Origin of the sequence: Halarchaeum rubridurum, assembly GCF_014647115.1 — an archaeon.
Lineage (GTDB): Archaea > Halobacteriota > Halobacteria > Halobacteriales > Halobacteriaceae > Halarchaeum > Halarchaeum rubridurum.
The window spans coordinates 270,426-296,494 of record NZ_BMOO01000004.1 but is presented as its reverse complement, the minus strand read 5'-3'; the positions used below and the strand labels follow the sequence as shown (position 1 = coordinate 296,494).

General features: G+C 68.9%; 23 protein-coding genes, 2 tRNA genes and 1 pseudogene. 19 read left to right on the top strand and 7 right to left on the bottom strand.

The annotated features are described in order from the left end of the window. Positions 1 to 35: 35 nt before the first annotated feature. Positions 36 to 533 (bottom strand): DUF192 domain-containing protein, encoded by a 498-nt coding sequence (locus IEX84_RS10295; protein WP_188872481.1) that lies wholly within the window; start codon positions 531 to 533, stop codon positions 36 to 38. A gap of 92 nt (positions 534 to 625) precedes the next feature. On the opposite strand from IEX84_RS10295, the gene IEX84_RS10290 reads away from it, so the two are divergent. The 3 genes from IEX84_RS10290 (at position 626) to IEX84_RS14735 (ending at position 1,340) form a co-directional block, all read left to right on the top strand. Continuing rightward, a tRNA-Val gene (locus tag IEX84_RS10290) sits at positions 626 to 698 on the top strand. 201 nt (positions 699 to 899) lie between these two features. Further along, positions 900 to 973: transfer RNA gene (locus IEX84_RS10285), tRNA-Phe, on the top strand. A gap of 241 nt (positions 974 to 1,214) precedes the next feature. Then, positions 1,215 to 1,340, top strand: coding sequence for a hypothetical protein (locus IEX84_RS14735; RefSeq protein ID WP_268237651.1), 126 nt, complete (start codon positions 1,215 to 1,217; stop codon positions 1,338 to 1,340). A 34-nt stretch (positions 1,341 to 1,374) separates the two neighbouring features. On the opposite strand, the gene IEX84_RS10280 is transcribed toward IEX84_RS14735, so the two are convergent. Beyond that, the gene (locus IEX84_RS10280) at positions 1,375 to 2,412 is read right to left on the bottom strand and encodes a sulfite exporter TauE/SafE family protein (protein ID WP_188872480.1); all 1,038 of its coding nucleotides are present in this window, start codon (positions 2,410 to 2,412) and stop codon (positions 1,375 to 1,377) included. A 268-nt stretch (positions 2,413 to 2,680) separates the two neighbouring features. On the opposite strand from IEX84_RS10280, the gene IEX84_RS10275 reads away from it, so the two are divergent. Further along, the gene (locus tag IEX84_RS10275; RefSeq protein ID WP_021780643.1) at positions 2,681 to 2,875 is read left to right on the top strand and encodes a cold-shock protein; all 195 of its coding nucleotides are present in this window, start codon (positions 2,681 to 2,683) and stop codon (positions 2,873 to 2,875) included. A gap of 167 nt (positions 2,876 to 3,042) precedes the next feature. Here IEX84_RS10275 and IEX84_RS10270 read toward each other — a convergent pair whose 3' ends face one another. Next, positions 3,043 to 5,025 (bottom strand): ATP-binding protein, encoded by a 1,983-nt coding sequence (locus IEX84_RS10270; protein WP_188872479.1) that lies wholly within the window; start codon positions 5,023 to 5,025, stop codon positions 3,043 to 3,045. Between the two features lie 272 nt (positions 5,026 to 5,297). On the opposite strand from IEX84_RS10270, the gene IEX84_RS10265 reads away from it, so the two are divergent. Both IEX84_RS10265 and IEX84_RS10260 read left to right on the top strand, forming a co-directional pair. Continuing rightward, on the top strand, positions 5,298 to 5,834 hold the full coding sequence (locus IEX84_RS10265) for a 50S ribosomal protein L16 (protein WP_188872478.1): 537 nt from the start codon (positions 5,298 to 5,300) through the stop codon (positions 5,832 to 5,834). 49 nt (positions 5,835 to 5,883) lie between these two features. Next, positions 5,884 to 6,744, top strand: a complete 861-nt coding sequence (locus tag IEX84_RS10260; RefSeq protein ID WP_188872477.1) for an ATP-grasp domain-containing protein — start codon at positions 5,884 to 5,886, stop codon at positions 6,742 to 6,744. On the opposite strand, the gene IEX84_RS10255 is transcribed toward IEX84_RS10260, so the two are convergent. Further along, positions 6,745 to 7,125, bottom strand: a complete 381-nt coding sequence (locus IEX84_RS10255) for an Hsp20/alpha crystallin family protein (protein WP_188872476.1) — start codon at positions 7,123 to 7,125, stop codon at positions 6,745 to 6,747. It lies immediately after the preceding gene. Between the two features lie 144 nt (positions 7,126 to 7,269). On the opposite strand from IEX84_RS10255, the gene gap reads away from it, so the two are divergent. The 3 genes from gap to IEX84_RS10240 all read left to right on the top strand — a co-directional run bounded on the left by gap (position 7,270) and on the right by IEX84_RS10240 (position 10,237). Further along, the gene (gene gap / locus IEX84_RS10250; RefSeq protein ID WP_188872475.1) at positions 7,270 to 8,316 is read left to right on the top strand and encodes a type I glyceraldehyde-3-phosphate dehydrogenase; all 1,047 of its coding nucleotides are present in this window, start codon (positions 7,270 to 7,272) and stop codon (positions 8,314 to 8,316) included. A gap of 191 nt (positions 8,317 to 8,507) precedes the next feature. Continuing rightward, entirely contained in the window at positions 8,508 to 9,743 is a 1,236-nt protein-coding gene (locus IEX84_RS10245) for a phosphoglycerate kinase (RefSeq protein WP_188872474.1), read from the top strand. Beyond that, the gene (locus IEX84_RS10240) at positions 9,743 to 10,237 is read left to right on the top strand and encodes a metallophosphoesterase (RefSeq protein ID WP_188872473.1); all 495 of its coding nucleotides are present in this window, start codon (positions 9,743 to 9,745) and stop codon (positions 10,235 to 10,237) included. Before IEX84_RS10245 ends, IEX84_RS10240 begins: the two co-directional genes overlap by 1 nt. A gap of 21 nt (positions 10,238 to 10,258) precedes the next feature. On the opposite strand, the gene IEX84_RS10235 is transcribed toward IEX84_RS10240, so the two are convergent. Then, complete coding sequence (locus IEX84_RS10235; protein ID WP_188872579.1) at positions 10,259 to 11,332, bottom strand: type II glyceraldehyde-3-phosphate dehydrogenase; 1,074 nt, start codon at positions 11,330 to 11,332, stop codon at positions 10,259 to 10,261. A gap of 127 nt (positions 11,333 to 11,459) precedes the next feature. On the opposite strand from IEX84_RS10235, the gene IEX84_RS10230 reads away from it, so the two are divergent. Then, complete coding sequence (locus IEX84_RS10230) at positions 11,460 to 12,404, top strand: aminopeptidase (protein WP_188872472.1); 945 nt, start codon at positions 11,460 to 11,462, stop codon at positions 12,402 to 12,404. 262 nt (positions 12,405 to 12,666) lie between these two features. Here IEX84_RS10230 and IEX84_RS10225 read toward each other — a convergent pair whose 3' ends face one another. Next, positions 12,667 to 15,726, bottom strand: coding sequence for a PKD domain-containing protein (locus tag IEX84_RS10225; protein ID WP_188872471.1), 3,060 nt, complete (start codon positions 15,724 to 15,726; stop codon positions 12,667 to 12,669). A gap of 140 nt (positions 15,727 to 15,866) precedes the next feature. Between IEX84_RS10225 and IEX84_RS10220 the strand changes: the two genes are divergently transcribed. From IEX84_RS10220 to IEX84_RS10210, 3 genes are all read left to right on the top strand, one after another. After that, positions 15,867 to 16,523 (top strand): HVO_0476 family zinc finger protein, encoded by a 657-nt coding sequence (locus IEX84_RS10220; protein WP_188872470.1) that lies wholly within the window; start codon positions 15,867 to 15,869, stop codon positions 16,521 to 16,523. A gap of 78 nt (positions 16,524 to 16,601) precedes the next feature. After that, the gene (locus IEX84_RS10215; RefSeq protein ID WP_188872469.1) at positions 16,602 to 17,222 is read left to right on the top strand and encodes a protein-L-isoaspartate(D-aspartate) O-methyltransferase; all 621 of its coding nucleotides are present in this window, start codon (positions 16,602 to 16,604) and stop codon (positions 17,220 to 17,222) included. A gap of 82 nt (positions 17,223 to 17,304) precedes the next feature. Beyond that, entirely contained in the window at positions 17,305 to 18,036 is a 732-nt protein-coding gene (locus IEX84_RS10210) for a protein-L-isoaspartate O-methyltransferase family protein (protein ID WP_188872468.1), read from the top strand. On the opposite strand, the gene IEX84_RS10205 is transcribed toward IEX84_RS10210, so the two are convergent. Further along, on the bottom strand, positions 18,033 to 18,482 hold the full coding sequence (locus tag IEX84_RS10205; protein ID WP_229732356.1) for a DUF7382 domain-containing protein: 450 nt from the start codon (positions 18,480 to 18,482) through the stop codon (positions 18,033 to 18,035). The two genes, IEX84_RS10210 and IEX84_RS10205, sit on opposite strands and share 4 nt — an antisense overlap. A 75-nt stretch (positions 18,483 to 18,557) precedes the next feature. Here IEX84_RS10205 and IEX84_RS10200 point away from each other — a divergent pair, with 75 nt between their 5' ends. The 6 genes and pseudogenes from IEX84_RS10200 to IEX84_RS14890 all read left to right on the top strand — a co-directional run. Next, positions 18,558 to 18,734, top strand: coding sequence for a hypothetical protein (locus IEX84_RS10200; protein WP_188872466.1), 177 nt, complete (start codon positions 18,558 to 18,560; stop codon positions 18,732 to 18,734). A gap of 114 nt (positions 18,735 to 18,848) precedes the next feature. Further along, the gene (locus IEX84_RS10195) at positions 18,849 to 20,039 is read left to right on the top strand and encodes a CARDB domain-containing protein (protein ID WP_188872465.1); all 1,191 of its coding nucleotides are present in this window, start codon (positions 18,849 to 18,851) and stop codon (positions 20,037 to 20,039) included. A 184-nt stretch (positions 20,040 to 20,223) separates the two neighbouring features. Beyond that, positions 20,224 to 21,426, top strand: coding sequence for a CARDB domain-containing protein (locus IEX84_RS10190; protein ID WP_188872464.1), 1,203 nt, complete (start codon positions 20,224 to 20,226; stop codon positions 21,424 to 21,426). A gap of 143 nt (positions 21,427 to 21,569) precedes the next feature. After that, positions 21,570 to 23,189, top strand: coding sequence for a COG1361 S-layer family protein (locus IEX84_RS10185; RefSeq protein WP_188872463.1), 1,620 nt, complete (start codon positions 21,570 to 21,572; stop codon positions 23,187 to 23,189). A gap of 27 nt (positions 23,190 to 23,216) precedes the next feature. Next, entirely contained in the window at positions 23,217 to 25,475 is a 2,259-nt protein-coding gene (locus IEX84_RS10180) for an efflux RND transporter permease subunit (RefSeq protein ID WP_188872462.1), read from the top strand. Between the two features lie 227 nt (positions 25,476 to 25,702). Further along, positions 25,703 to 25,795: pseudogene (locus IEX84_RS14890) on the top strand (surface glycoprotein); the annotation flags it as partial. Positions 25,796 to 26,069: the final 274 nt, after the last annotated feature.

Genomic DNA, 26,069 nt, shown 5'->3' with positions numbered 1-26,069 from the left:
TCGTGCGACCTACGCGGCGCGCCCGAAAAAGGGTTTCAACTCCCGACGCCCCCGCCGCCATCGTAGTCGATGCGCACCCGGTCCCCGACGGTGACCCCGTGGCGCGTCGTCCACCCCTCGGGGACTTCGAGCACCCACTTCGCCCGCCCCGTGTAGCGACGATACGGCGGCTCCTCCGGCTCCGCGTGGTGTATCCGCGTAATCCGGCCGTCCACCCCGACGAAGACGATGTCGAGCGGATAGTTCATCTCGCGCATCACGAACGCCCGCGACCCCGCGCGCTCGTAGACGAACAGCATCCCCGACCCGTTCGCCAGCGACCCCGTCCCCGAGAGCCCCCGGTAGCGCTCGGCCTCCGAGTCCGCCACCGCCGCGTCCACGACGCCGAGCGTCGAGCCGTTCGCGTCGGTCACCGTCACCGTCGCGCCGTCGTGGTCCGTCGAGCCCGCGAACGCCCACGCCCCGACGGCGACGAGCGCGACCCCGAGCAGGACCGCCAGCACCGTCGCCACTCGTCGAGCACGCCGACCCATACCCCGACGAAGCCCGCGACGCCGCCTAAGCGTTCCGCCACCGGGGGTCGAAGGGAAACCGTTTTGCCGCGCCTCCGCCACTCACGACGTGCGGGTTCGTGGTCTAGTGGTTATGACGTCTCCCTTACAAGGAGAAGGTCGGTGGTTCGAATCCGCCCGAACCCATGCGTTCTGCGCCGAACGAACGCGAGGAGCGAACGCGTTCGTGCGGGCGATTCGAATATCGCGTGAACGACGGAGCCACGCGTCCACGTCGGCGGCGTCGTCCGACGAGCGACGCGAGCGGTCCATCGCTTTGCCGACCGCCGCGACGCCCCACGCGTTTCGTAACCCTTTTTTCCGCGCTCGTCCTCGGATGACGTGCACGCCGCCTTAGCTCAGACTGGGAGAGCACTCGACTGAAGATCGAGCTGTCCCCCGTTCAAATCGGGGAGGCGGCATACCTTTTCGACGTGAGTTCGATGCGTGAGCTCTAGCTGAAGATCGAGCTGTCCCCCTCCCGGCGAGCGTAGCGAGCGGGGGCACGGAAGACGAGCGTGGCGAGTCTTCCGGAGGTTCAAATCGGGGAGGCGGCATTTTCCTGCGAACGACGCGAATAGTGAAGACGCCCACCGACACGAGGCGGTCTGGCGCACCGTCGCCGCCACCACGCCTATGCCGTCGAGACGCGAACGACCGTGTATGCGTACGTCCACTCTCGTCCTCGCGGTCGGCGCCGTGGTGTTCGCGCTCCCGATTCCCGGGACGTTCGTTCTCGGAGCGCTCGTGTTGGCGTTCGGCGCGCTCGCGCGCTACTACGACTTCTGAAAAACCGCGCCGCCTCGGTTTTCGACCCCGCGCCTCAGTGCGCGGCGCCGCCGAGGAGGAGCGTGCGGGCGACGACGAGTACGCCGACGACCGCGTAGACGGCGATGAGCATCACCATCACGGTGCTCTCGGAGAGGCGGTTGTTGAGGTACGCGCCGGCCTGTCCGCCGAAGAGGCAGCCGATGGCGACGAAGATGCCGACGCCGAAGGGAACGGTGAACCCCTCGCCCGTGATCGACGGCGCGAAGCGGAGGAGGGCGATGTTGGCGAGGAGCGCGGCGACGATGGTGACGTGGAGGACGAGCGCGCTCGTGCCCGTCGAGAGCTTGAGTGGGACGCGCCGTCGAAGCGCGAGCATCGACTGTGTGAGCTCGCCGATGGCGATTCCGACGAGGCCGGCGAGCGTCCCGCCGAGGACGGTGACGAGGAAGTCCGGCATCTCCAGGTGGAACTCGGTCTCGTCCTCGCCGCTCCCCATGACGGCGTTCCCGGTGGGTTCCTCGGCGGCGGTCTCGGCCGGACCGCCCATGTGCTCGCTCGGCGGCGTCTCCGCGGCGTCGTGCGTGTCCTCGAGCACGCGCGTCCGCGGTTCGTACTCCTCGTCGAGGACGGCGGTGAGGGAGAGTTCGGGTTTCTCCGCGACGGTGTCGACGATGGACGGGCCGTGCTCGTGGGCCTCGTAGAGGACGACCGCGAGGGCGACGAGCAGGAGGCCGAAGCCGACCATCAGGACGTCCGAGGGGACGTAGTAGGACGCCGCGCGCGCGACGATAGCGATGGGGACGGTGATGACGAGCAGCTTCTTGGCGACGTTGAAATCGATCTGGTGGCGGTACCAGTAGGCGGTGACGGAGGAGGTGTAGCCGAAGAGCTCGACGAACAGCGCGAGTCCGACGGCGGCGTTCGCCGCGAGCGCCGGGAAGCCCGGGACGAGGAGGGGGAAGACGAAGAGGAACGCGGGAACGAACAACACCGCGGCTTCCATCGCGAACGTGTTGACCGTCGTCGCGATGAGGAAGCCGAGGAGGACGAGCATGAGGAGGCCGCCGAGCGGCACGCCGGTTCCGAACATCAGCCGAGCCCCCGCACAACGACCGTGGTGAACGCTCTCCGGGCCGAACGACGACTCCCGTCTGGTGACATTGCCCACCGTTCGTACCCGGCCGTGTAAAAGCGATTGCATCCACGCCGTTTCCACCGACTCCGGGCCCCGGCCGGTCCCCGGGTCGCCGGTTCCTCGACATCGATTCGTTTCGTTCGCGTGCCGCGAACCCCACGGTACCATCTCCCACTACACTCCCGCAAGGGTTATCAGTGGGGAGCTACTTCGTACAAAGGCAATGGCGAAAGGCGTAGTTGACTTCTTCAACGACACGGGCGGTTACGGATTCATCGAGACTGACGACGCGGACGAGGACGTCTTCTTCCACATGGAAGACGTCGGCGGCCCCGACCTGGAAGAAGGTCAGGAGGTCGAGTTCGACATCGAGGAGGCCGAGAAGGGCCCCCGCGCGACGAACCTCACCCGTCTGTAACTCGTTGAAGAAGGCCGCCGTAACGGCGGCATTGCGGTAACGGTTCTCGACTCCCGGAAGCGCTGACGGTTGCGGTGTGAGCGACTCCGGTCCCTTATCTTCCAACGAGAGCGACGCGTCACCCGACCCGTCGCGCTCGGTTTTTCACTCGGCGAGCGACGGCGTCGTCACTCGACACGCCACTGCTCGCCGAGTTCGCCGCGTTCCGCCCGCGGGTCGTCGACGAGACCGCGGAGCGCCGGCTCGTGGAACGCGTACCGCCGCTCGCGGTCACGCACGACGAGGTCGCGTCCGCGGAGCTCGACGAGAAGCGAGTGGACCGCCTCCATGGACGCACCCGTCGCGTCGACGAGCGCCCGCGCCGACCGGGGCCTGTCGGCCAACCGCTCGTAGGCCGCCTCGGCAGTCGGCTCGTTACACTGCGAGGCCCGCCGCGCCGCGTCGAGTCGCGTCCGGACCGCGGGCGCGTCGAGGAGCGCTGCTGTATCACCCGATGCGTCGTCGGTATCGCGCTCGTCGCGCTCGCCCTTCGCGGGCCTCGCGGACGCACTCGTCCCGGCCGTCACGCCCGCGGCGCGCTCGCGCTCGCGTTCGTGCTCGCGCGACGCGCGCTCGCGCTCCGACGACTGCTGGAGCCGGTCGAGGACGTCCCCGATACGCTCCGTCGGCTCGATGCGCTCCGCGTCGTCCTCGCGCGCCGCCCCCGTCGCCGTCTCGTCCGCGTCACCTCCGTCGTCCCTCCCCAACTCGGCCAGCTGTGCCTCGAAGTCGGGTACCGCGTCCGATTCGGCGTCGGTATCGGTACCGTCGGCCGCGCTCGGCCCGGCATCACCGACGGCGTCGCCGCTCGTGTCGTCGGTCACGCCCACCGCGCTCCCGTCGCTCTCGCTCGCCTCATCGCCGTCCGCGACTCCCTCGTCCCCGACCGCCGCGAGCCGCGCTTCGAGCTCCGCGACGCGGTTACGGAGGGCCGCGACGTCGTCGGGTGTCGCACTCGCGTCGCCCTCGTCGTTCGAACTCGCGTCCGCGTCGAGCGTCGCCTGTGCGGCCGTCCCGGCGGCGTTCGTCTCTCCCGCCGCGTTCCGCGCGCCGCTGCGGTCCCGCTCGGGGTCGCCGTGTGCCACCGCGTTCGCGAGTTTGCGCGCGGCCGCCGAGACGTCGCGCGCGCGTTCCAGCTCGGTCTCCAGCTCGGCGATGCGCTCCTCGCGGTTCTCCACGCGACGTTCGAGTTCGGCGATTCGGTCCTGGCGTTGCTCCTCGGCGTCCCGGATGTCCGCGAGGTCCTCGACGAGCGTGTCGCTCACCGACTTCAGCTCGGGGCGCTCGAAGTCGTCGAGGCCGGGGGTCGCGCCCGCGTCGAACGTCCGCTTGCGCTTGAACTGGACGCGCGTCACCGCCTCGTCCGTCCAGTCGGCCTGCACGAACGCCTCGCCGGCGTCGAGCTCGGGGACCGCGGTCTCGTACTCGCTGCCGACGATTCGCCCGACGACCTTCGTGTCGTTCTCCCAGGTGAGGCGGTGCCAGACGAGCCAGTTCGCCTGCGTGATGAAGTCCTTCTTCACGTCCGCGGGCCGCTGGCTGATGCCGACGACGCCGAGGCCGTGTTTGCGCCCGCGCTTGCCGACCTTGATGAGCATTCGTCCGGTTTCGCCCATCCCCGCGCCCTCCGGGATGTACTCGTGGACCTCCTCGACGACGAGGAGGAAGGGCTTCTTCAGTTTCTTCTCCTTGGCGAAGAGGTGTTTCGCCGTCTCGAAGACGAGTTCGTCCGCCGCGTCCTCGTCGAGGAACCCCGAGACGTCGAGGATTACCGGGACGTTCTCCTCTAGGGCGATGGTGGCGAGGCGCTCTGCGTGCTCCGGGCTCACCTGAATGTCGCAGCCGTCGTCCGCGCCCGCGTGCAGGAGTTCGTACTCCTCTTTGAGCCCGTAGTACTCGCCGTCCGTGTCGACGACGAGGACGGGATACTGGCGTTCGAGGAGCTCCTCGATGACGACCGAGACGGAGTTGCTCTTACCGCTCCCGCTCTTGCCGGTGATGAACGCGCGGCCGGTCAGGACCTCTTCGGTCGGGAGCCGGAGCGAATCGCCGTCGGCCGTCTCGCCGACGGGGAGGTGGCGCTCGTCGACGCCGTCGTCTGCGGGAGCCATGTGGGTCGTCGGGGAGAACGACGCCCGGCGGGAAGAAGATTGCCGTCGTCGCGGCGTCGCGCGAGACACCAGCGCTCACGCATCGCCCCTACCGGCCGCTCCGCGTTCGCATATCTCGTTCCCGCCGCCTCCCTCCGCTCGTCGCCGGGAACGCCCCGCTCGCGGCTCCCCGTCGGTCACCGCTCGCTCGTTCGGCGGAGAGTCGCTAGCGCTTCTCTCCACCAGTTCGAAGGCTTTAACCCCGCCCTAGCCGTCAGCATCGGGTAGTAACCATGGCCGACAACCCCGCCTCAATGTACCGGACGATTGACAAGCCGTCCTACACCCGACGCGAGTACATCACGGGTATCCCCGGCTCGAAGATCGCCCAGTTCAAGATGGGCGACCTGCAGTCCGGCCCCGAGGACTACGAGGTCCAGATCAGCCTCAAGCCCGAGGAGGAGTGTCAGCTCCGCCACGGCTCGCTCGAGGCCTCCCGCCTCTCCGCGAACCGCCACCTCATCAAGGAACTCGGCGAGGGTAACTACAAGATGATCCTCCGCAAGTTCCCCCACCAGGTCCTCCGCGAGAACAAGCAGGCGACCGGCGCGGGTGCGGACCGCGTCTCCGACGGGATGCGCCAGGCCTTCGGCGTCCCGGTCGGGACGGCGACCCGCATCTACCCGAACGAGCGCCTCTTCACCGCGTGGTGTACGGTCGAGCAGGCCGACGCCGTGAAGGAGGCCTTCCGCCGCGCGTACAACAAGATCACGCCGCCGTGCAAGATCGAGGTCGAGCGCGGGCAGGACCTCCTGACGAAGGCCGACTGACGCGGACGGCTAACGAGTCCTTTTACTCGCCCCCATCCGAAGGTGGGGCATGTTCCGGCTCGCGTTCGCCAACGAGGCCGAGACGTTCGAGCGCGTCCGCGACCCGCTCGCGGAGCGCGGCATCGCGGTCGAGGCCGTCGCCGCCTCCCACGGGTCGTACTCGCTCACGGAGCCCCCGGTCGATGGCTCGCGCTTCGACGCCGGCTTCGTCTTCCCCGGACGCATCATGGAGGGCGGGGTGCTCGACGCGTGGCTCGACGTCCCGTGGCTCAACGACCGCGAGGCCGTCCTCACGTCGCGCAACAAGGCGGGCGTGCTCGCCACGCTCGAAGACGCGGGGGTCCCGACGCCCGACTCGGTGCTCGTCTCGAACCCCGCGGACACGGACGCGCTCGTCGCCGCCTACGAGCGCCTCCCCTCGCCCGTCGTGGTGAAGCCGAACTCGACGACGCGCGGAATCGGCGTGGCGAAGGCCGCGGACCTCGACTCCTTCCTCGGTATCTGTGACTACCTCGACCTCGTCCACGACTACCGCGCGACCGCGGATCGCTCCTACCTCGTCCAGGAGTACCTCCCGGACGCGCGCGACTACCGCGTGATGGTGCTGGAGGGCGAAGTCGTCGGGGCGGTCGAGCGCCGCCTTCCCGAGGCCGACGTCGCGGCGGGGCGCTGGAAGCACAACGTTCATCGCGGCGCGGAGGCGGTCGGCGTCGACCCCGACCCCGAGGTTGCGGCGCTCGCGGAGCGGACGGCGGCGGCGCTCGACGTGCCGTTCCTCGGGGTGGACGTGCTCGTCACGGCGGACGGCGCGGTGGTGAACGAGACGAACGCTCGTCCGACCATCGACGACAGCGAGAAGTACGACGAGGGGTTCTACGACCGCCTCGCGGCGGCCGTGACGGGACTGTGACTACTCGAAGCCGATGTTCGCGGACTCCTCGGCGCGGTCGAAGGTGACTTCGAGGACGCCGTTGTTGTAGCTCGCGCTCCCGGAGCGCTCGTCGACGCGGCAGGGGAGTTCGAGGCGCTCGTCGTACTCGCGGGTCTCCGTCGCCGCGCTGATCGTGAGCGTGCGCCCGTCGCACTTGAGCGAGAGGTCCTCCTTCTCGATGCCGGGGAAGTCCCCGATGATGCGGACTTCCTCGTCGGTCTCCTGGACGTCGAGGTGGGTGTCGCTGCCGAACCCGGCGTCGTCGTAACCGCCCTGGTCGCCGTGCATCACGTCGTCCATCATCCGCTCGATCTCGCTGAAGAAGTCGTCGAAGGGGTCGTCCCGGTCGTCGCGTCGCATGCGCTCTCGTAAGCCGTACCCGGCCAAAAGGTTTCGGGGCCCCGCGGGTGACGCCCCTTTCGTGTGACGAACTATCATGGTTTCGTGGCTCTGTGCCGACTTCTTCCGGCGGGTTTTAAGCTGTTTGATTGTTATTACTCGCGTATGAGTGAACTCTCCCTCGACGCCGAGGAAACGGGCGAGGTCGTTCGCGTCGGCCTGAACGGGTTCGGCCGGATCGGGCGCAACGTCTTTCGCGCCGCCCTGGAGGACCCGCGCATCGACCTCGTCGGCATCAACGACGTCATGGACTTCGAGGACATGGCCTATCTCGCGCAGTACGACACCGTGATGGGCCGCCTCGACGGCGTCGAGCGCGACGGCGACGAACTCGTCGTCGGCGACTCCAGCGTCCAGATCCTCAACGTCCAGGACCCCACCGACCTCCCGTGGGGCGAGGAGGACGTCGACGTCGCCCTCGAATGCACGGGAATCTTCCGCACGCGCGGGCAGGCCGCCCAGCATCTCGACGCCGGTGCCGAGAAGGTCGTCATCTCCGCGCCCCCGAAGGGTGAGGAACCCGTGAAACAGCTCGTCTACGGCGTCAACCACGACGAGTACGACGGCGAGGACGTCGTCTCGAACGCCTCCTGTACGACGAACTCCGTCACGCCCGTCGCGAAGGTCCTCGACGAGGAGTTCGGCATCGAGACGGGGACGCTCACGACCGTCCACGCCTACACGGGCTCGCAGTCGCTCATCGACGGCCCGCAGTCGAAGACCCGACGCGGGCGCGCCGCCGCCGAGAACATCGTCCCGACCTCCACCGGGGCCGCCCAGGCCGCCACGAAAATCCTCCCGCAACTCGAGGGCAAACTCGACGGGATGGCCATTCGGGTCCCGGTCCCGGACGGCTCCATCACGGAACTCGTCGTCGACCTCGACGAGGACGACGTCACCGCCGAGGAGATCAACGCCGCGTTCCGCGACGCCGCCGACTCCGGCCCGCTCGCCGGCGTCCTCGGCTACACGGACGACGAGGTCGTCTCCAGCGACATCCTCGGCCTCCCCTTCAGCTCCACCGTCGACCTGAACTCCACGAACGTCGTCGGCGAGAACGGCGACCTCGTGAAGATTCTCACCTGGTACGACAACGAGTACGGCTTCTCGAACCGCCTGCTCGACGTTTCGGCGTACATCACGCAGTATTAGTCGCGCCACGCGCGACTGGACGGGCGAACGGCGCGAATGCCGTGAGCAACGTTGCCCGGAGGGCAACGATAACGCGAGCGGTGACGCCGCGAGCGAGTCGCGCCACGCGCGACTGGACGAGCGAACGGCGCGACCTCGTCGACGCCGCTTTTCGCCCACCGCTAAGTACCCCCCACTCGATTCATCCGACCATGAGCTTCGACACCATCGACGACCTCGACCCCGGCCAGCGTGTGCTGGTCCGCCTCGACCTCAACTCCCCCGTTGAGGACGGCACCGTGCAGGACAACCGCCGTTTCGAGCGCCACGCCGAGACCGTGCGCGAACTCGCGGAGCGTGGCGACCGCGTCGTCTGCATGGCCCACCAGGGACGCCCCGGCGACGACGACTTCGTCTCGCTGCGCCAGCACGCGGACATCCTCGCCGAACACGTCGGCCGCGACGTCCGCTTCGTCCCCGACACGTACGGCCCGGAGGCCGTCGAGGCCATCGAGGCCCTCGACGACGGCGAGATACTCCTGCTGGAGAACGTCCGGATGTGCGAGGACGAACTCCCGGAGGAAGACCCCGGGGTGAAGTCGAGATGCGAGTTCGTCCGGACGCTCGCCGAGCACGTCGACGCCTACGTGAACGACGCCTACTCCGCGGCGCACCGCGAGCACGCCTCGCTCGTCGGCTTCCCGCTCGTCCTCCCCGCGTACGCGGGCCGCGTCATGGAGTCCGAGTACGAGGCGAACACGGCCATCGCCTCCCGGACGTTCGACGGGCAGGTGACGATGGTCGTCGGCGGCACGAAGGCCACCGACGTCATCAGCGTGATGGAGGCCCTCGACGAGAAAGTCGATCAGTTCCTCCTCGGCGGCATCGCGGGCGAACTCTTCCTCCGCGCCGCGGGCTACCCCGTCGGCGAGGATGTCGCGGGGATGGACCTCTTCGACGACCAGTGGGAGGCCAACGCGGACACGATTCGCTCCGTACTCGACGAACGCGGCGACGCGATCACGCTCGCGCTCGACCTCGCCTACGAGGACGACGACGGCGAGCGCGCCGAAATCGACGTCGAGGACGTCGAGGAGAAGACGCAGGGTTTCCTCGACGTCGGGAGCGACACCGTCGAGGCGTACGACGCCGTCGTCCGGGACTCCGAGGCCGTCTTCGTGAAGGGCGCGCTCGGGCTGTTCGAGGACGAGCGCTTCAGTGTGGGTACCGTGGGGGTCCTCGAAGCCATCGCGGAGACGGACTGCTTCAGCGTCGTCGGCGGCGGCGACACCTCCCGCGCCATCGAGATGTACGGCCTCTCGGAGGACGACTTCTCGCACGTCTCCATCGCTGGCGGGGCGTACATCCGCGCGCTCACGGGCGACTCGCTTCCCGCCGTCGACGTGCTCGTGGAGGCGGCGAACGAACGCGACGGGGGCAGTGCGTAATGCTCGTCGGCGTCGTCTCCGACACGCACGACGACCTCGAACGCGCCCGGGCGGCCGTCGCGCACTTCGAGGCCGTCGGCTGTGAGACGGTCATCCACTGCGGCGACGTCGTCGCGCCGTTCACCGCGGCGGTCTTCGAGAGCGACGCGTTCGACTTCCACGCGGTCCGCGGGAACAACGACGGCGAGTGGAACCTCCAGAACGCGATCCGGTCGTTCGGCGAGTACCACGGCGAGTCGGCGGCGCTCACGGTCGACGGGGCGGAGTTCGCCGTCTATCACGGGACGAGCGGGACGCTCACGGACGCGCTCGTCGCCTGCGAGAAGTACGATTATGTTCTCTGCGGACACACCCACGAGCGACGTCACGACGTCGTCGGGGACACGCAGCGCGTGAACCCCGGTGGACTGCCGTTCCCGGCCGGGGACGACAGCTACCACGTCGCCACGGTCGACACCGCGACGGGCGACGTGACCTTCACCGACCTCGATTAGCGGGGTCGCCCGGGCGTCCGGTCAGTCGTCCGCGCTCGCGGCCGCCCCGCCGGTGGTCGCGACGTGGTTCGTCGGGGAGTCGAAGCGTCCGACGCCGAGCGCGCGGTTCGTCCGAACGACGCTCTCGGCGGCGTCGGCGTCGCCGACGAGCGCCCGGATGGCGTCGACGTTCTCCGGGACGACGTCGCTCTCCTGGTGGATCGCCTGGAAGAAGTAGAGGTCGCGTCCCTCCACGGCGACCGACTCCTCCCACACGCAGTTCTCCCAGAGGTCGCCCCGCGGGCGTCCCGCGTCCTTCGCCAACTCCTTGAGGTGGCCGGGGCCGGCGACGCGCGCGTGCTCCGGGACCATGAAGACGCGCGACTCGTCGGCCAGCGTCTCGCGCACCGCGTCGGCGTCGACCTCGCTTCCGAGGGTGACGTTGACGCTGTGCAGGTGCATCAGCGTCGCGGGGACGGTGACGCCCAGCGTGTCGATGTCGACGTCCGGCAACACCGTGTTGACGTCCGGGCCGTGGTGGGACGGGACCGTCACGGGGTCGGGGAGGATGTCGTTGATCGGGCCGCGGTCGGATTGACCCGGGTCGCCGCCGCGGCGGACGAGCGTCACGCGCGTCTTCTCGACGCCGTACGCCTCCTCGAGCGGCGTGAGAACACGCGAGAGCCCGGTCGTGTTGCAGGAGACGACGCGGACGTGTTCGGCGTCGCCGCGCGCGATTTCCTCGTAGTTCGCGCGGGCGTTGAAGCTCGCGTCGGTCGCGTCGGCGTCCTCGCCGCCCTGGTAGAGCGCGGGCGTGTCGTGGGCCTCGTAGAGCTCGCGGTTCCGTGCGCCGACCCCGGCTGGCGTGCAGTCGACGACGACGTCGCTCGCTTCGACGAGGTCGTCGAGGTCGCCCGCGACCGGGACGTCCGCCTCGGCGAACGGTGCCGCGTCGCTGACGGCGTGGACGGCGTAGCCCGCTCGATGTGCGGCCGTGGCCTCGAAGTTCGGGGTCCGCTTTGCGACCCCCGCGACCTCCATGTCGGGCTGTGCCGCGAGCGCGTCCGCGACGCGCTTGCCGATGGTCCCGTATCCGTTGACGCCGACTCGAAGCATCATCTCCGTATCCGGTGCCCGCGTGATTAATTCTTTCGGGAATTAGTGGGAGAAATTAACTACGCGTCGAGTAATCCGGGCAGCGGCGAGGGCAAGGCCTAACGCCCGCGCGGGCGAGGACTCGACCATGCCGACGCTCCGCGACGCCGCCGACACCGCCGTCGTCCAGTGCTTGGGGATTGAGACCGACGAGACCGTCGTCGTCGTCACCGACGACGAGCGACGCCGAATCGGCGAGGCGCTCTACGACGCCGCCGCCGCCGTCACCGACGACGTCACGATTCTGCGCTATCCGCCCGGCGAGCAACACGGCGCCGAACCGCCCGCACCCGTCGCCGCCGCGCTCCGCGACGCCGACGCCTTCCTCGCGCCAACGACGAAGAGCCTCTCGCACACGCGCGCGAGGTCGCGGGCGAGCGACGCCGGCGTCCGCGGGGCGACCCTCCCCGGAATCACCGCGGACGTCTTCACGACCGGCCTTGACGCGGACTACGCGACCATCCGGCGCCACTGTGCGGACGTCCTCGCGCAGGTCCGCGACGCCGACGAAATCAGAGTGACCACCGAGGCCGGCACCGACATCACGTTCGAACCCGGCGCGCGCGAGTGGCGACAGGACACCGGGATGGTCCACGAGCCCGGCGACTTCTCGAACCTCCCCGCCGGCGAGGTGTTCGTCGCCCCCGAGAGCGCCGACGGCACCTACGTCGTGGACGGGACGATGATGCCCCACGGGCTCCTCGACACCGACCTCCGGTTCGAGGTCGCGGACGGCTACGTCACCGACATCTCCGACGACGCCGTCCGCGCCGAGGTCGAGGCCGCGGCCGACGAGGTCGGGGACGCCGCGTACAACCTCGCCGAGCTCGGTATCGGGACGAACGTCGCCGTCACCGAACTGGTGGGGAGCGTCCTCCTCGACGAGAAGGCCGCCGGCACCGTCCACGTCGCCATCGGCGACGACGCGGGTATCGGCGGTGACACCGACGCGCCGCTCCACCTCGACGGAATCGTTCGGGAGCCGACCGTGTACGCGGATGGGGAAGCCGTCAGGCTTCCAGAAAGCGAATAGGGCGGAATCGCAGATTCCGCGAACCGGACGGGCGACTCGCCCGTCCGACGCTGCGGAACGAGGCGTGAGCAGGGCGAGGTCGTACGGCTCGGAGAGCCGTAGACCTCGGAGAGCGAGCGGGGAGGGACGACCCGCGAGCAAGGGGAAGCCGTCAGGCTTCCAGAAAGCGAATAGGGCGGAACGAGGCGTGAGCAGGGCGAGGTCGGACGGCTCGGAGAGCCGTCATCCCCCCGAGAGCCGGGGGACGACTCGCGATGTGTCGTTACTCGCGTCGCCGCCGTAACACGACCACGAAGCCGAGCAGGACCGCGATGCCCGACGCACTGAGTGCCACGACCACCGTCAGTCCCGGCGTGCTCGCGCTCGTCGTCGCCGTCCCGCCCGTCGTCGTGTCCTGCGTGGACGTCCCGGCGTCCCCGCTCGACCCACCGGTGTCGGCTCGCCCGGACGTCCCGGTGACCGGTTCGGCCGCCGTACTCGTCTCGGTAGTCGTCGTGTCGGTCCGCTCGCTCGTCGTACTCGTCCTCGACGACGTGCTCGTCGTGTCCGTCGTGACCGGGTCGGAGGACCGCGCAGTCGTCCCGTCGTCGTCCGCGCTCGACTCCGCCTCCGTGATGTAGTCGGGCACGTAGCCGCCATCGTCGTCGTCGACGTAGCCACCATCGCCTCCACCGCCGCCCCCACCCCCGCCGTCGGTGGTGGTCGCCTCAGCCGTGGTGGTGGTCGTCTCGTCGGTGGTGGTGGTCGTCTCGTCGGTGGTGGTGGTCGTCTCGTCGGTGGTGGTGGTCGTCTCGTCGGTGGTGGTGGTCGTCTCGTCGGTGGTGGTGGTCGTCTCGTTAGTGGTAGTGGTGGTCGTCTCGTTCGTCGTACTCGTCTCGTTCGTCGTATTCGTCTCGTTCGTCGTACTCGTCTCGTTCTCGCTCACCGTAACGGCCAGTGACGCCGTGCCGACGTTGCCGGCGGCGTCCGTCGCCGCGAGCACGACCGTCTCGTTCCCCGTTTCGTCGTAACGGTGCGAGACCGACGCGCCGCTCGCGTTCGCGCCGTCACCGAACGTCCACGCGTACGCGACGATTCGCGTCTCCGCGTCGCTCGCCGTCTCCGGGGCGAACGAGACCGTCGTGTTCACGGTGACGTTCCGCGCCGACCCGAGCGCCACCGTCGGCGGCGTCGTGTCGACCGTCACGTCGTTCGTCCGCGTCGACGCCGTGTTCCCCTGGCCGTCGCGAGCGTGCACCGTCGCGTTCGCGTTCCCGTCCGCCACCGCGGTGGCGTTCCCGACCTCGGCCGTCGCGCGGTACGTGTCGTCACCGACCGAATCGAGCGCGACCGTGCCGGCGTCGAACGCCCCGAGGTCGGCCCGGACGCCCGCGACGTCGCCCGAGACGTTCGCCGTCACGCGCACGCGACCCGTCGCGTTCACCACGCCGTTCGCGTCCGTCGCGTCGGCGAGCGTGGCGTTGACGACTAGCGGCCGACGCGCGTCGACGGTGGCGTTCGCGGACGCGTCGCCGCGCCACCCGATACTGCCCTCCGAGGTCGCGGCCGAGACGGTGAACGTGTAGTTCCCGTCCCGGCTCTCGTTCACCGTCGCCGCGTAGCGCGCCGGGTCGTCGCCGACGCGCGTGAAGTCCGCGAAGTCGAGCGTCGCGTTCGTCGTCGGGCCGTCGAGGGTAAGCGAGGCCGACGAGACGGGTTGCGTCGCGTCGAACGCCGCGCGGAGGCCGCCGTCGCCGGTCGCGTTCAGAGTGGCGTTGAACACCTCGAAGGTCGGCAGCGTGGCGTTCGCGTCGAGCGAGTCGTCGTCGACCCGTCCGTCCGTCGAGGTGGCCTGCGTCAGCGTGACGGTGTAGTTCCCGCCGGTCTCGGCGTCGTACCCACCCGTGTACGTGTAGGGTGCAGCGCCGTCGTCCGTCGAGAAGTTCGAGCGGTCGAGCGTGGCGTTCGACGGACCGGAGACGTCCACCGCGACGCTCCCGAGCGTTTCCGTGGCGTCGAAGCTGATGGCGAGACGCTGGTCGGGTTCGGCCGTGGCGTTCAGGTCGCGCACGTCGAACGGTTCGGTGATGGTCGCGTCGTCGCTCTCGCCCGCCGTCCACGTGCCGCCGTCGGTCGCCGTCGCGGACGACACCGTCGCGGTGTAGTTCCCGTCCGCCTCGGGTGCGTACGTCGCGTCGTACGTCCACGTTCCGCCGCTCGCGTTCGCGTCGAAGTCGTCGAGGGTGAACGCGCGCTCGCTCCCGTTCGGCCCCGTGACGGTCGCGTCGACGGACCGGAGCTCCTCGCTCGCCTCGAAGGAGAACGCGAGCGGCCCCGACTCGTTCGTGCTCGTCAGCGTGACGTTCGAGACGTCGAGCGGCGTCTCCATCCACGCCACGCCGGCGTTGCTCGTCGTCGAGATGGCGTTCCCGTTCGCGTCCGTCACGGTGCCGCCCGTCCCGTCGAGCGTCGCCCACTTCACGGCGTCCCCGTCGACGTAGAGGTACTCGATGCCGTCGTCGCTCGTCCAGTCGACGCCCGCGACCGGGTTCTTGTCGACGCCGCCGGAGACGACGGTCGTCACGTTCGCGTCGGTCCCGACGGGTTCGACGAGCACCGCGTTGTTGCTCCCGTCGACGATGGGAACGCGCGCGACGCCGTCCCCGTCGAAGTCGCGGGGCGCGCCGACGCCGAGCCCGCCGTTCGAGCCGATGCCGCTCGTGTAGAACGTGACGACGTCACTCGCCGTCTCGTTGTAGTAGCGCAGTCCGCCCGAGGAGCCGACGAAGACCACCTCCGGGACGCCGTCGCCGGTGACGTCCGCGACGCCGAGCGCGGCGTTCGCGGTCGTGTCCTTCGAGACGACGACCTCCGTCGTTCCGTTGTCGTACGCCCGGCGGAGTTCGCTCCCGGCCGTTGAGGAGTCCCGCGCGTAGTAGAGCGCGGGTGTCCCGTCGCCGTCGAGGTCGCCGACGGCCATCGTCGTCTTCGTCTCCTCCGCGGCGTCGGCCAACTGGACGCGCTCGCCGGTCCGGTCGACGACGCCGAGCGTCTGCTGGCCGGTGACGTACGGTATCTCGACGTATCCGTCGCCGTCGAGGTCACCGCCCTTCCCGACGACCGCGGCCGAGACGCCGGTGTCGATTCGTGACCCGTCCGCGGTGACGAGGGTGACGTGGCCGTCGCTCGCGCTCACGTATCCGAACTGTATCGCCCCCGTCGCGTCGCCGCTCCCGCTCGCGGCAGCGACACCACCCACACCCACGGCCGCGAGCGAGCCGACGAGCAACACGACCATCGCCACCGCTGTCGCCCACGACCCCGACGATGTAGCTCGGCGCATTCCCTTTTACAATGCTCTCACCACGGATATACTTGTTCGCCAATATTTTATGCGCGACAAGACTGTACGACACAGTCACACCACCACACGCCGATACCCCTCTCCGCGGGTTTTTACGCCTCGGACCGCTTAGAGCGCCTATGAGCGAACACGCCGAGCGCGCGCCCGTCGCGTGCCCCTCCTGTTCTCCCGACCAGGAGACGGTCCACGAGGTCCTCACCACCGGCGGGGGGACCGCGACGGTCCGCTGCACCGAATGCGGCCACACCCACAAGGCCCCCCTCGAAAGCGAGGACACCGTCGAACCGACCGTCGTCGTCTCCCAGGAGGGCGAATCCTTCACGGCGTCCGTCGAGATGCCCGCCGACGAGAGCGTCGAGTCCGGCGAGGAGTTCATCCTCGAGACCGACGAGGTCATCATGCAGGTCCGGGTCACCGACATCGAGGTCGGCCCCGAGGAGCGCGTCACGCGCACCACCGCCGGCGAGGTCGAGACCTTCTGGACCCGCGCCGTCGACAACGTCTCCGTCCCCGTCACCGTCCACCCGCGCGACGGCGAGGGCGACGGCACCCGGAGCCTCGACCTCCAGCTCCCCGGCGACGAGGAGTTCACCATCGGCGAGACCTACGAGTTCGGCGAGGAGGAGTTCGAAGTCGAGGGCATCCACGTCCGCGAGGACGCCATCGAACGCTACGACTTCCAGAAACTCGGCCACGAGGGCGACACCGTCCTCGCCAAGGACGTCAAGCGCGTCTACGGCGTCGACAAGTCCTCGAAGGCCTGGTCCGCCTGGTAGGTCCGGACACCACGAGCGGTCCCCCTACGCTCGCGAGCGGCCCCCACTTTTTCACGCGTACCGCGAACGCACACCACTATGGCGTACGAGGAGGCCCGCGATAGACTCGCCGACGGACTCGCCAGGCAGTACGACTTCGAGAGACGCGTTATCGAGGCGATTCGCGCGGTTCCGCGACACGCGTTCGTCCCCGAGGCACGCCGCGACGACGCGTACGCCGACCGCCCGCTCCCCATCGGCCACGACCAGACGGTCAGCGCCCCGCACATGGTCGCCGCGATGGCCGACCACCTCGCCCTTGAACCGGGCGAGACCGTCCTCGAAATCGGGACGGGCTGTGGCTACCACGCCGCCGTCACCGCCGAACTCGTCGGGAGCGCGAACGTCTACAGCGCCGAGTACGTCGCCGACCTCGCCGCGGACGCCCGCGAGAACCTCGCCACCGCTGGCTACGGCGACGTGCACGTCCGGCAGGGCGACGGCCGCGAGGGGTGGTCGGCGAACGCGCCCTACGACGCCGTCTACCTCACGTGTGCCGCGCCCGACGTGCCCGAGGCGCTCGTCGGGCAGACGCGCGCCGGCGGCCGCGTCCTCGCACCCGTCGGCGACCTCGCCCAACAGCTCGTCCGCGTCGACGTCGGCGAGGACGGGACGGAGCGCGAACACCTCGAACGCGTCCGGTTCGTGCGGATGCAGTAGTCGGTCGCGTTGGCACGCGGTGGCCGCGGACACGCGCGCACGCGTCGGACCGTTCAAGAGCCTCGGCACCGATCGGGGGGGCATGGAGTACGCGGTCGCGCGGGACGGGATGGTCGATAGCCTCGAACACGAACTCCGGGGCGTCGTCGACCCCGACCCCGTGGGGACGGCGATGCGCGCCGTCCCTCGCCACGAGTTCGTCGACGCGGACCACCGCGCGTACAACGACCGGTCGTTCGAAGCGTACGGGACGCGCGTCCTCGCGCCCAGCACCGCCGGGGCGCTCGTGCAGGCGCTCGCGCCCGACCCCGGCGACGACGTTCTGATAGTCGGCGCCGGCGTCGGTTACACCGCGGCGGTGCTCGCGGAGATCGTCGGCGCGGAGCACGTCCACGCCATCGACATCGCGCGCCGCGTCGTGTGGGCGGCCCGCGACAACCTCCGGCGCGCGGGCTACCCGGGCGTGCTCGTCGACCGCCGCGACGGGGCCCGCGGCCTCCCGGCGTACGCGCCGTTCGACCGCATCCTCGTCGAGGCCGCGGCGCTCGACGTCCCCGCGGCGCTCCGCGAGCAACTCGCCTCGGACGGCCGGCTCGTGATGCCGCTCGGCGCGGGCGAACAGCGTCTCGCCACCCTCGACGCTGGCGACGAGGTCCGCGAGGGTGAGCCGGTCGCCTTCGCCCCGCTGCTCGTCGAGGGCGAACAGGGCGGCGTCCCGGCTCGAAACCGGACCGCCCGGGAGGACCGGGAGCACGCCCGGAAACACGCCGAACGCCGCCGCGGATGGGAACTCGACTGGATCGACTGGGACTAGCGGACGACGAGGACGTCCGTGTTCGCGCGCCGGTCGGCGTACTTCCCGCTCGGGGGTTTGACCGTGAGCGTCAGCGTTCCTTGGTCGGCCGTCGGCGGGAGCGTCGGCGTCGCGTGCAGGGTCGCCACGCCACTCGCGTTCGTGCGCGCGACGACCGGCCGCCCGCCGGCGAGCCCGGCCGTGTCGGCGCTCAGAACGACCGTGACGTCCGGGAGGGCGTGGCCGTCCGGGTCGACCGCCGCGACGGTGATGGTTCCGTTCCCGGGATGGACGACGTCCGGCGTCGGGTGGGCGTCGAGTTCCGTCGTCGTGAGCGCGCCGACGCCGCTGACCATGTTGAGCATCACGCCGAGGACGGCGGTGCCGACGACGAACGCGACGACGAGGCGGACCGGGAGGCCGGCGACACCGCGGTCGTCGGCGAGGTGGATGGGTTCGAGGGTCACACGACCCCGTGGGGCCGCCATCGTACTTGAGGGCGCGTCCGGGGGTTTGATACCGGCCGGCGCGCAGATACGCGTATGGTCGATGGGGACCCTCGTGTCGTGTATCCGCTCGCGGCCGTGCTGTCGGCGATCTACGCCGCGATAGCCGTCTACGGTGCGTCGCTCCTCGACTACGTCTCGTTCTCGCTCGGGACCGTCGCGGCGGCGACGGTCATCGTCTTCGCTGCGACCTACGCCGCTATCCTCCGCTGACCGCCGCTCACGACGCCGAGCGCTGACTGGCTCCGTAGTAAACGGAGCGCACGTTGCGGCAAGTTTACCTCTACCGGAGGACCTATTACGGACAATGATAATGATAATGATTGTATGCCACTAATCACGCGATCCCAATTCGGCGGCCTCATGGCTGCCGTCCTCGCATTGACCGTTGCTTGTTCGATGTTCGCCGGTGTCGGCGCGGCGAGCGGCGTGACGTACGTGACGGTCTCGGATGTCGCGGTCTCCGACGACAACCCGACGACGGGCGACCTGGTGACGATCACGCCGACGATTCGACACTCCAGCGCTGGCGATGCCGGCTTCCAGATCAACGAGGTAACGCTGACGAACTCGAACGGTGAGCGCATCGCGGAAGCCAACGACCTCGGGACGATCGGTGGCTCTGAGACGCTGGACGTCCCGCTGCGGGTGTCCTTCGACTCCGCGGGCGACAAGCATCTGACGCTTCACGTTCGCGGCGTCACCGTGAACAACAGCGGTGACTACCAACTGGCCTCCGAGGTCACGTACCCGGTCTACATCGACGTCGACGGCCCGGCTGCGGACGAACCCGAACCGCGCGTCCACATCGACGCCGCACCGATGGTCGCCGGTGACGACTCCACGGTCGACGTGACGGTTTCGAACGGCGGCGAGGACAGCCTCTCCGACGTCACGCTGCAGCTTTCGGGTGACGGTATCGCCACGAAGACCCAGATGCAGCCCACCATCTCCGCGGAGAGCATGCAGACGTTCACGTTCAGCGTCACCCCGAGCGAGACCGGGAGCGCGGACCTCACGGCCTCCCTCTCCTCCTCCGACGTGAGCACGTCCACGACGTCCTCCGTCCCGGTTTCGGCGGTCGATGACGACGTGCGCATCGACGCGACGGTCGTCGAGAACGACAACACGACGCTGCTGCAGTACCACGTCGCCAACGCGGGTAACGCACCCATCGAGGACGTCCTCGTGACGGCCGACTCGCCGGACGTCTCGCTGCCGAGCGCGTCCGTCGAGCGCGTCGCGGCCTCGTCCTCCGAGACGGTCGCCGTCCCCATCGGCAACGTGCCGTCCGAGGCGACGATTGACGTCTCCTACACGGTCGCCGGCGAGTCCAGCAGCGCCACCACCACGGTGAGCGGCGAGAGCCTGCAGACGAACACGCTGAGCGCGAGCGGCTCCACCGGGCAGGAGGCCTTCCTCGGTGGCGGCATGGGCGGCGTCTCGCTCGGTGCCATCGCGCTGCTCTTCGGTGGCGTCGTCGTCGGCGGCGTCGCGGGCACGCGCCTCCGCAAGTAACGTCTCGAACCCGTTTCCGAGCGACCCCGGACGTCGATTTCGCGCTCCTTTTCGCCGCTCGTCGGTCGTCCGGTCGAACGGTTCCGTGTCGTTTTTGGTCCGACCAGCCACAGGTCTATCCACCCGCTGTTTTGGCCGACCTAAAACAAAGCGCTTATATCTTTTTAGGCTAGCCTAAAACTGTATGCCACGAACGAAGCGATCCCGACTCGGTCGGCTACTCGTCACGACGGTCACCCTCTTGCTCTGTTGCTCGCTGCTCGCCGGTGCCGGCGCGGCGAGCGGCGTGACGTACGTGACGGTCTCGGACGTCGCGGTCTCCGACGACAACCCGACGACGGGCGATCTGGTGACGATCACGCCGACGATTCGGCACTCCGACTCGGGCGACTACGGGTTCCACATCAACGAGGTAACGCTGACGGACTCGAACGGTGAACGCATCGCCGAGGCGGACGACCTCGGGACGATTGGTGGCTCGGAGACGCTGGACGTCCCGCTACGGGCGTCCTTCGACTCCGCGGGCGACAAGCACCTGACGCTCCACGTCCGCGGCATCACGGTGAACTCGACCGGCCACACGCAGACCGTCTCGAAGGTCTCGTACCCGGTCTACATCGACGTCGACGCGCCGTCGTCGAGCGACCCCGAACCCGCGCCCCGCGTCCACATCGACGCCGACTCGATGGTCGCCGGTGCCGAATCGACGGTCACCGTGACGGTCTCGAACGGCGGCGAGGACACCCTCTCCGACGTCACCCTCCGCCTCGACGACTTCGGTGACACCATCGACGCGCAGACCCGAATGCGTCCCACCATCCCCGCGGAGAACATGACGACGTTCACGTTCACCGTCACCCCCGACGAGGCCGGTGACGTCAACCTGAAGGCGACGCTCACCGCCGAGGACGAGAGCGTCACCGGGCTGACGTCCACCACCGTCGACGCGCTCGAAGACGACGTGCGCGTCGACGCGACGACCGTCCGCGAGAACGACACGACGCTACTGCAGTACCACGTCGCCAACGCGGGTAACGCGCCCATCGAGGACGTCCTCGTGACGGCCGACTCGCCGGACGGCTCGCTCCCGAGCGCGTCCGTCGAGCGCGTCAACGCCTCCGCCTCGGAGACGCTCACCGTCCCCGTCGGCTCCGCACCGGCGAGCGCGACGCTCGACGTCTCCTACACGGTCGGTGGCGACACCAGCAGCACCACCGAGACCATCGGAGCGACCGGTTTGGAGTCGACTGACAGCGACGTCACGAACGCCACCGGGCAGAACGCCTTCCTGAGCGGCGGCGTCGGTGGCATCTCGCTCGGCAGCATCGCGCTGCTCTTCGGCGGCGTCGTCGTCGGCGGCATCGCCGGCACGCGACTCCGCCGCTAACCGACCCGGCGGCCTCGCGGGACGCCGCGGCGCGGCATCGATGCGACTCGGCGGTTCGCGCTCCGCGCGCGCTCAGTTAAACCCCGAGCAACCTACGTGGGGTTCCATCGTTTTTATCCCCGATTCGCCTGTATTCCCCCGCGATGCGCCGCGAAATCGTTTTACTCGTCCTCGCGCTGGCACTCGTCGTGCCGGCCACACCAGTCTTGGCGGATAGCTCTGTCTACGGGAATCCGGAGGTCTCGGTCTCCGTATCGGACAACACCTTCCACGCGAGCGAGGCCGCCACACTGTCGGTGGTGGCGTCGAACGACGGCGACATAGACCAGGGCGGCCCCGCCCAGTACGAGGAGAAGATAAAGACCGCACAGAACGTCCGGATGACGGTACTCGAAGACCAGATCGACGCGCCCATCGACGTGAAGACGGGCACGGTCGTGCGGGGGTCGATCCCCGGGTCGAGCACGGCGACGTTCGACTTCGACGTCGAGATCGGGAACGCGGCCCCCGGGACGTACCGCATCCCCGTCCGCGTCCAGTACCGTCACGTGCGTGCGGTCGTCTACAGCGACACCGAACAACCCGAGTACACGTGGAGCACCATCGACGAGCGCAAGTACGTCACGATAACCGTCGAGGACCGCCCGCAGTTCGACGTCGTCTCCGAGGGGGAGAACGCCGTCTTCGCCGGCGACACCGGCAACCTCTCCTTCACGCTGGAGAATACGGGCACGCGGACCGCCCACGCGGCGTCCGTCCACCTCTCGACGCAGTCCGGCGCGCTCTACTTCGGCTCGCCGTCGAACGCGCAGGCCGAGACGGGGCTCTACGTCCCAAGCCTCGAACCCGGCGAGCGCACGACCGTCTCCGCGCAGGTCGGTGCCGGTCCCGAGACCGCCGCGGGCGAGTACCCCGTGAACGCGGTCGTCTCCTACGAGAACCAGAACGGCGTCACCGAACGCTCCGACACGCTGACGACCGGCGTGCAGGTGCGCCCCGAACGCTCCTTCGAGCTGCGTGACGTCTCGACGGAGAACTTCCGCGTCGACGAGAACGAGGCCCGAATCAACGCGACGGTCGTCAACACCGGTCCCGGCGACGCGCAAAACGTCGCGGTCGTGCTGGGGCAGACGGCGACCGTGACGCCGACGAACGGCGAATCCGCCGTCGGTGACCTCGCCGTCGGTGAGTCCGCGCCCGTCTCGTTCACCGTGACGATTCCCGCGAGCGCCGAACCCGGCACGAACACCTTCCCGTTCAGCGTGCAGTACGAGAACGCGGACGGTGACGTGCGCGAGACCGACGCGCCGCTTCGCAAGTCCATCACCATCGGCGCCGAGCGCGACCCCTTCACCGTCACGAACGTCTCGACGGGCGTCTCGCCCGGCGGGAGCGACTCGGTGACGGTCCGCGTCCAGTACAACGGCGACGAGCCGGTGTCGGCGACGAACGCGAAACTGTTCGTCAGCGACCCGATTTCGACGTCCGACGACGGCGCGTACCTCGGGACGATGACGTCCGGCGAGACGAAGAACGCGACGTTCACCGTCAGCGCCGGCTCGGGTGCGCTCACCAAGGAGTACGCCGCCTCCGTTGAGGTGCGCTACGACGACGCGGACGGCGACACGAAGTACACCGACGGCCTCCCCATCGGCGTCCCCGTCACGCCGTCGAGCGGCGGGCTCCCCGTTCCGCTCCCGGTCATCGTCGTCGTCGTGCTCGTCGTCGCGGGTGGGGCCTACGTCCTCTACCGTCGCCGATGAGCGACGCCAGCCACGGAGGGACCACACATGGCTAAGCTTCGGGGCGTCTTCGCGTCCGTCGGCGACCGCGTCCAGGAACGACCGGTGGCGACGCTCGCGCTCGCCGTCCTCCTGATACTCGTGTCCGTCGGCGGCGCGGCACAGATAACGAGCGTCACCGGGAACGCGGCGTTCGTCGCCGAGAACCCGACGTACGAGGCCTACTCGGAGTCCTTCGACCACGGGAACGTCGCCGTCCTCGTCCGCGGTGACGTCACCGAACCCGCGACGATTCGCGCCATCGACCGACTCGACCGGCGGATGAGCGAGACGCAGAACGTCTACAGCGTCACGAGCCCGGCCGACCGCGTCAGAGCCGAGTACGGACGGATACCCGACTCCGAGCGGAAGATAGAGGCCGTGCTCGGCTCACCCGACTACGCCATCGTCGGCGTCACCACCGACACCGGGCTCTCCCAGCAAGAAGAGCGGCCGATATACGACCGCGCCGTCGACGTCAAACAGTGGGCGAACTTCCCCGCCGGCGTCTCCGTGACCGTCACCGGGAGCGCCGCGTTCAGCGCGCAGATGTCCGCGGTCATCCAACAGAGCACCTCCCAACTGCTCGGCCTCGCGGTCGGGTTGATGGTCGTGGCGCTGTTCTTCCTCTTCCGCGGCGTCCGGTTGCGCCTCCTCCCCATCGTCGCCGTCTTCGTCGGCGTCATCTACACGTTCGGTGCCATCGGCTACGCCGGCATCCCGAACTCGACGCTGACGAGCGCGGTGTTCCCCATCCTCATCGGGCTCGGTATCGACTACTCCGTGCAGTTCCACGAGCGCTACGAGGAGGAACTGGAGCGCAATCCCCCGCGGACCGCGCTCCCCATCGCCCTCGGGGGCATCGGGCCGCCGGTGCTCATCGCCATGCTCGCGGCCGCGCTCGGCTTCGCCGCGACGTGGGTGTCCACGACGTCGCCCGCGACCATCTGGTTCGCCCAGACGTCCATCCTCGGCGTCATGCTCACGTACGCCGCGGGCATCCTCGTCCTCCTCTCCGTGCTCACCATCTACGTCCGCTGGCGTTTCGATGGCGAGTTCGACCACGAGGCGGACGCGGACGGGGACGGGGACGACGCGGAGAGCACCGAGGACCGCCTCGCCAGCGTCGGCACCGTCGGTCTGCTCCTCGGGCGCTCCTCGCGGGTGTTCGCCAGCCACCCGAAGACCGTGCTCGTGCTCGCGCTCGTGCTCGCCGGGGCCGGCTTCCAGGTGAGCTCGTCGCTCGACACGATGACGGACACGAACGAGTTCATCCCGCAGGACCTCCCCGCGTACGTCGACCTCCAGCAGTTCCAGTCCGTCACCGGCGGCGGGTCGAGCACGAGCTACAGCGTGCTCGTCACCGGGACGGACCTGCGCGACCCCGAAGTGTTGCGCTGGATGGTGCAGTTCGAGGACGTGGCGACCGAGGCCCCGCTCATCACGGGCGTCGACTCGCCCGCCACGCTCGTGAAGCAGTACAACGGCGGCGAGATTCCCGAGACCGAAGCCGGGGTGAACCGCGTCCTCGCCGACGTCCCCGAGAAGACGCTCGAACAATACTATAATGACGGGCGCGCGCACGTGACGATAGCGACCGCACAGGACATGACCACCGGGCAGGTCATCTCCTTCCTCGGGAACGCCGAGGACGCCATCGCGTACAGCAACCCGCCGCCCGGCGTCACCGCCGAGGTGACGGGGACGGCCGCGATATCCACGCCCTCCATCGTCTCGCAGATCAACTCGCGGAACGTCACGACGGCGCTGGGCGTGCTGTTCGTCCTCCTGTTGTTGCTGGCGTACTACCGCGACCCCGTGAAGGCCGTCGCGCCGCTCGTGCCGATGGTGTTCGTCCTCGGCTGGCAGAACATCTACATGTACGAGCTCGGAATCTCGGTGTCGCCGCTCGGCGCGAGCCTCGGCGCGATGACCGTCGGTATCGGTGCCGAGTACACCATCATCGTGATGGAGCGCTACTACGAGGAGAAGGCCCGCGAGGGCGTGAGCAGACTCGACGCCGTGCAGATCGCCTCCGCGCGCGTCGGGAAGGCCATCAGCGTCTCGGGGATGACGACCGTCTTCGGTTTCTCCGCGCTGATCCTCTCGCCGTTCCCCATCCTCAGCGGCTTCGGCTTCCTCACCGTCGGCGTCATCTTCCTCACGCTCATCGCCTCGCTCGCCACCCTCCCGCCGACGCTCGTCCTCCTCGACGGCGTCGCGGAGCGCGTCGCCGACTACCGCGCCTCGCGCGGCCAGCCCGCCTGAGTCTCCGGGACAGCCCCGCCGCGCCTTTTTCCGTCAGTTCGTCACACGGCCGACCCCGTCAGACGGGTGTGTGACGCCCTCTCAGACCGTCTCGCCGGGTCGACGTACACAAAGTATTTACCGAAGAGCGCTCTTGGTTGGGGTGTACTCCTACCGGACTGAACTGTCTAGTACCGCCGCGCCGGCGGGTTCGAACGGCACGACAGTCGAACCAGACAACACAACCAATGTCAGACAACAATTCCAAGCTCCGCGCAGTGTTCCTGTCGGCGCTGATGGTGCTCTCCGTCTTCGGAGCCACCGTCGCGCTCACAGGCGGCGCTGCTGCGGCGCAGACTAATGCCTCTGCTTCCAGCGTGAGCTGGGACGGAGGTTCCATCGACAACGGTAGCACAGACGCGGTTTACGCTTTCACGCTAGATGACTCCTCGACTGGTAACAGTCAGGACATCTATCTGAACAACGTCTCGGTCTCCTTCGGTGGGAACGCCACCGCATCCGACATCTCGTCGGTATCCGTTTACGCGGACACCGATGGGAACACGGCTTTCACCACGTCCGAGAACCAGCTGGGGAGCTCCTCGCCTTCGGATC